This window comes from Actinomadura sp. 6K520 (genome assembly GCF_004349245.1).
Lineage (GTDB): Bacteria > Actinomycetota > Actinomycetes > Streptosporangiales > Streptosporangiaceae > Spirillospora.
Window position 1 is genome coordinate 1 of record NZ_SMLC01000303.1, and the last position, 5,203, is coordinate 5,203.

Below are 5,203 nucleotides of genomic sequence, written 5' to 3' on the forward strand. Positions count from 1 at the left end.
GTGCATGGTAAGTCGGGGCGGCGGGGGGTGCGGTCGGACTGGATGGAGATGGAGCGTGCGCGCGGGATTTCCATCACCTCTTCGGTGCTGCGGTTCGAGTACGGCGGGGTGCTGCTGAACCTGCTGGACACCCCGGGTCACGCGGACTTCTCTGAGGACACCTACCGGGTGCTGGCGGCGGTGGATGGGGCGATCATGCTGCTGGACTCGGCCAAGGGCCTGGAGGCGCAGACGCTGAAGTTGTTCGACGTGTGCCGCCACCGCGGCATCCCCGTCATCACCTTCGTCAACAAGTGGGACCGCCCCGGCCGCGAACCCCTGGAGTTGCTGGACGAGGTCGAGCAGCGCATCGGGCTGCGCCCGGCGCCGCTGAACTGGCCGGTCGGCATCGCCGGGGACTTCCGCGGCCTGATCGACCGCGCCGACGGCGCCTTCACCCGGTTCCGCCGAACCCCCGGCGGCGCCACCCGCGCCATCGCCGAACACCTCCCCGCCGAGCAGGCCGCCCGCGAGGAAGGCGAGGCGTGGGAGAGCGCGGTGGAGGAGCTGGCGCTGCTGGAGGAGATCGGCGCCACCCTGGACATGGCCGCCTACAGCGCCGGGACTTGTACGCCGGTGCTGTTTGGGGCGGCGCTGCCCAACTTCGGGGTGGGTGCGCTGCTGGAGACGGTGTGCCGGCTGGCGCCGGCGCCGTCGGCGCGCGCTGATGAGGCCGGGCGGGAGCGGGCGGTGTCGGCGCCGTTCGCCGGGCAGGTGTTCAAGGTGCAGGCCGGGATGGACCGGGCGCACCGCGACCGGCTGGCCTTCATCCGGGTCTGTTCAGGGCGCTTCGAGCGCGGGATGTCGCTGACGCATGCTCCGACGGGGCGGCCGTTGGCGACCAAGTACGCCCAGACGGTGTTCGGCCGTGACCGTTCGACGCTGGAGGCGGCCTATCCGGGGGATGTGATCGGGCTGCCGAACGCCTCCGGCCTGTCGGTGGGTGACACCTTGTACGTCAGGACCCCGGTGGTGTTTCCGCCGATTCCGGCGTTCGCTCCGGAGCATTTCATGGTGGGCCAGGACGACCGACAACAGCCGGGCCAAGCAGTTCCGCCGCGGTATCGAGCAGCTCGATGGCGAGGGTGTGGTCCAGGTGCTGCGCAGCGATCTGCGCGGTGATCAGGCGCCGGTGCTGGCCGCCGTGGGGCCGCTGCAGTTCGACGTGGTCACCGCCCGGATGGCCGACGAGTTCGGCGCACCGGTGGACCTGACCCGGCTCGATTACACCACCGCCCGCGTCACCGACAAGGAATCCGCCGAGACCCTGACCGGCCGCCGCGGCGTGGAGGTCCTCACCCGCTCCCTGGACGGCTCGCTCATCGCGGTGTTCGTCGACAAGTGGCGGCTGCGGGCCATCGAGCGCGAACACCCCGGTCTCACCCTCACCCCCATGCTCGCCGCAGGCGTCCCCGACTGAGCCGGCACCCCGGCGTATGCGGCTGCGCCATGTCTGTCACGGGACCCGGGGCGGCCGGGCGAATTGGGTGTGGTGCAGGCGGGCGGTGAGGTCGTCGTGGGTGCTCTGCTCGAACTGGGCCGCCGGCCGCGGCGCGGGCGGCGGGCGCGGCAAGTGGAGCCGCGCCGTCCTGGCCCGCCGGGTGGAGGAGGCGTTCGACGCACTCCCGGGCGCACTGGCGATGACGGTGTGATCATCGTCTCTCCCCGGCGTCCACGGCCTCTACCGGCGCCTATGACTCTTCTGTGACGTTAGAGTAGGCACGCGATGGCAAGCGCTGGTGATTGCGGTCTGCCGTCCGTCGAAGCCCATCGGGCTTCATCCACAGGTCGTGATTTCTCGGGGGAGTCCGTTGCCGTCTCATGCCGACCTCGTCGGTGGCCGGTCACGGCCGCTCACCGCGACCCGGCCCATGTGATTCGTCCATCGGTGAGCCGGTCGTGGTGACGGTTCACCGGACCGCGGCCTGACCGCCGGGTTCTCCCGGCGGCTTCATCACCGGCATCGGCGCCGGTTCCCGCCCCGCAAACCGCGTTGTTCGTGTTCCCGTGCCCTGATCCGGCACGGGCGACCCGCCATGTCTGGAGTGTTTTGAGTCTGCCCGCCGTACTGGCACACCGGCTGAAGCCGGCGTTCACACCCGCCCGGCCGATCACCGCCAAGCTCCTGCGCACGGAGGCGCTGGCCGGCCTGGTGGTCGCCCTCGCGCTTATCCCCGAGGCGATCTCCTTCTCGATCATCGCGGGGGTGGAGCCCGCGGTGGGGTTGTTCGCCGCGTTCACCATGGCCGTCACGATCGCGGTCGTCGGCGGACGGCCCGCGATGATCTCGGCGGCGACCGGTGCGGTCGCGCTCGTCGTCGCCCCTCTCGCACGCGAGTACGGGCTCGGTCACCTGCTGGCCGCCGTGGTCCTGGCCGGGGTCTTCCAGGTGGTGCTGGGGGCGCTGGGGGTGGCCCGGCTGATGCGGTTCGTGCCCCGCAGCGTGATGGTCGGGTTCGTCAACGCCCTGGCCATCCTGATCTTCCTGGCACAGGTTCCCGAACTGCGCGACGTTCCCTGGGCGGTCTACCCCCTGGCGGCGGCCGGGCTGACGCTGATGGTGCTGTTCCCGCGCGTCACCAAGGTCGTTCCGGCGCCGCTGGTGTCGATCGTGATCCTCACCGTGATCACCGTCGCCGCGGGCATCGCGGTGCCGACCGTCGGCGACAAGGGCGCGCTGCCCTCGGCGCTGCCCACCCCCGGCCTACCCGACGTCCCGTTCACGTTCGGCACCCTGACGCTCCTGGCCCCGTACTCGCTGGCGTTCGCGCTGGTCGGGCTGATGGAGTCGCTGATGACCGCCAAACTCGTGGACGACATCACCGACACGCACTCGGGCAAGACCCGCGAGTCCATCGGGCAGGGCGTCGCCAACATCGTCACCGGGTTCTTCGGCGGCATGGGCGGCTGCGCGATGATCGGCCAGACGATGATCAACGTCAAGAGCGGCGCCCGGACCCGGCTGTCGACGTTCCTGGCCGGGGTGTTCCTGATGGTGCTGTGCATCGGTTTTGGCCCCGTCGTGTCCGACATCCCGATGGCCGCCCTGGTCGCGGTCATGGTGCTGGTCGCGGTCGGCACCTTCGACTGGCACTCGGTGGCCCCCGCCACGCTCAAGCGGATGCCGCGGGGCGAGACCATCGTCATGCTGGTCACCGTCGCCGTGGTCGTGTTCACCCACAACCTGGCGATCGGCGTGGTGGTCGGCTCGATCACCGCGATGGTGGTCTTCGCGCGCCGGGTGGCGCACCTGGTGAACGTCTCCGCGGTCACCGACCCCGACGGCGGCCACGTCGTCTACGCCGTCACCGGGGAGCTGTTCTTCGCCTCCAGCAACGACCTGGTCTACCAGTTCGACTACGCCGGGGACCCCGACCATGTGGTGATCGACCTGACCGACGCCCACGTGTGGGACGCCTCCACCGTCGCCGCCCTCGACGCCGTCACCACCAAGTATCAAAAGCGCGGCAAGACCGTCGAGATCGTCGGCCTCAACGAGCACAGCGCCCGCATGCACGACACCCTCAGCGGCGAACTCACCGCGAGCCACTAAGTCGGCGACGGAGCCGATCACGGAGGTCGCCCCCGACTTTTGCGCTTTCCGCAACGATTCTGGTCATCCCGTCAAGGTGCGGGCAAGCTGGCCGGCCGCGGAGGTGGCCACGACGACCACCAATCCCAGCTCGGCGACGGTGGCCGCCGCCACGACCAACCGCCACAGGGAGAGAACGATGGACGCTCAGTTCTGGGATGAGAGATATCGCAGCCGCGACCAGATCTTCAGCGGCGCACCCAACCCGGTGCTCATCACCGAGATCACCGACCTGCCGCCGGGGCAGGCCCTCGATGTGGGATGCGGTGAAGGCGCCGATGCGCTCTGGCTGGCCCGGCGCGGCTGGCGGGTCACCGCGATCGACATCTCCCAGACGGCCCTGCAACGCGCCGCCGCCGCGGCCACGGACGTCGATGGCCGTGTGGCATGGGCACGGGCGGACCTGGCCACCGATCCACCTCCAGCAAACGCATTCGACCTGGTGTCCGCCCAGTACTTCCCGCTCAGGCGCCAACCGGACCACACCGCGCTGCGCGGTCTGCTGAACGCCGTCGCACCCGGCGGCACCCTGCTCTTCGTCAGCCATGATCTCGCCGACCTGCCCCTGCGTCACGAGGACGGCTTCGCGCCCCGCGACTACTACCAGCCCGACGACATCGCAAGACTCCTCGACAACGACTGGGCGATCCTGATCAACGAAACCCGTCCGCGAACCGGCCCCGCACCCGCCGGCACGCACCACACCCACGACACCGTCCTGCGAGCGCAACGCCTGGCGTAACCGGGTGTCCCTACGACACCGGTCTCAGCGGTGATCGGAATCCTGGCGCCGCTGGGCGATCTCGGTGTCCAGCGCGCAGGCTCAGTTCCGTACGGGCCATCACCTCGCCCACGTCCATGCCCTCAGCGATCACCGCTCAGCCCTCCGTCGAAGTACTGGTCAGATGTCGATCACCCTGGTGAGGACCATCGGCCGCCGCCGGAACCGCGCGCCGGCCCAGCCGCCGACCCGCCTGCGCAGCAGCTGCTGAAGCTGCCCCGCGTCACCGATGCCGTCGGCCGCCGCGGCGGCGAGGACCTCGTGGATGACCGGTTCCAGGGCCGCGAGCTCGTGGTCGGGGATGCCCGCCCCCCGTGCGTGTATCTCGGGGGACGCGGCGAGCTTGCCGGTGGTCGCGTCCACCACGACAAAGACTGAGAGGAACCCTTCCTCACCGAGCACTCGCCGGTCCTTGAGGGAGAACTCGGTCACCTCGCCGACCGACAGGCCGTCCACGTAGATGTAGCTGCACGGCACCTTGCCGGTGATCCGCGCGACACCGTCCACCAGGTCGACCACGACGCCGTCCTCGGCGATGACCACGCGTTCGGGCGGGACGCCGGTCTGTACGGCCAGCGCGGCGTTCGCGCGCAGATGCCGCCACTCCCCGTGGACGGGCATGACATTGCGGGGTCTGGCCAGGTTGTAGAAGTACAGCAGCTCCCCGGCCGAGGCGTGCCCGGACACGTGCACCCGGGCGTTCTCCTTGTGGACGACGTTGGCGCCCCACCGGGTCAGGCCGTTGATGACGCGGTTGATGGCCGTCTCGTTGCCCGGGATCATCGAGGACG

Annotated in this window: 4 protein-coding genes and 1 pseudogene; 4 read left to right on the forward strand and 1 reads right to left on the reverse strand. The window is 70.1% G+C overall.

Going from position 1 to position 5,203, the window contains the following annotated elements; genetic code table 11:
* The 4 genes and pseudogenes from E1289_RS36325 to E1289_RS36335 all read left to right on the forward strand — a co-directional run.
* Window positions 1-1,459 (forward strand): annotated as a pseudogene (locus E1289_RS36325) (peptide chain release factor 3); the annotation flags it as partial.
* 100 nt (window positions 1,460-1,559) lie between these two features.
* Complete coding sequence (locus tag E1289_RS40280; protein WP_279488593.1) at window positions 1,560-1,691, forward strand: hypothetical protein; 132 nt, start codon at window positions 1,560-1,562, stop codon at window positions 1,689-1,691.
* A 416-nt stretch (window positions 1,692-2,107) separates the two neighbouring features.
* Complete coding sequence (locus tag E1289_RS36330) at window positions 2,108-3,592, forward strand: SulP family inorganic anion transporter (protein ID WP_131988515.1); 1,485 nt, start codon at window positions 2,108-2,110, stop codon at window positions 3,590-3,592.
* A gap of 178 nt (window positions 3,593-3,770) precedes the next feature.
* A complete protein-coding gene (locus tag E1289_RS36335; RefSeq protein WP_131988511.1) occupies window positions 3,771-4,373 on the forward strand; it encodes a class I SAM-dependent methyltransferase in 603 nt (200 codons plus the stop codon).
* A gap of 159 nt (window positions 4,374-4,532) precedes the next feature.
* Here E1289_RS36335 and E1289_RS36340 read toward each other — a convergent pair.
* Window positions 4,533-5,203: ribonuclease J (locus tag E1289_RS36340; protein WP_131988513.1), on the reverse strand; the 671-nt coding region annotated here is incomplete at its 5' end.

Bases quoted from the DNA above. Each gene is read 5' to 3' on its own strand.
- E1289_RS36335 (WP_131988511.1), top strand. From the start codon at position 3,771: ATGGACGCTCAGTTCTGGGATGAGAGATATCGCAGCCGCGACCAGATC.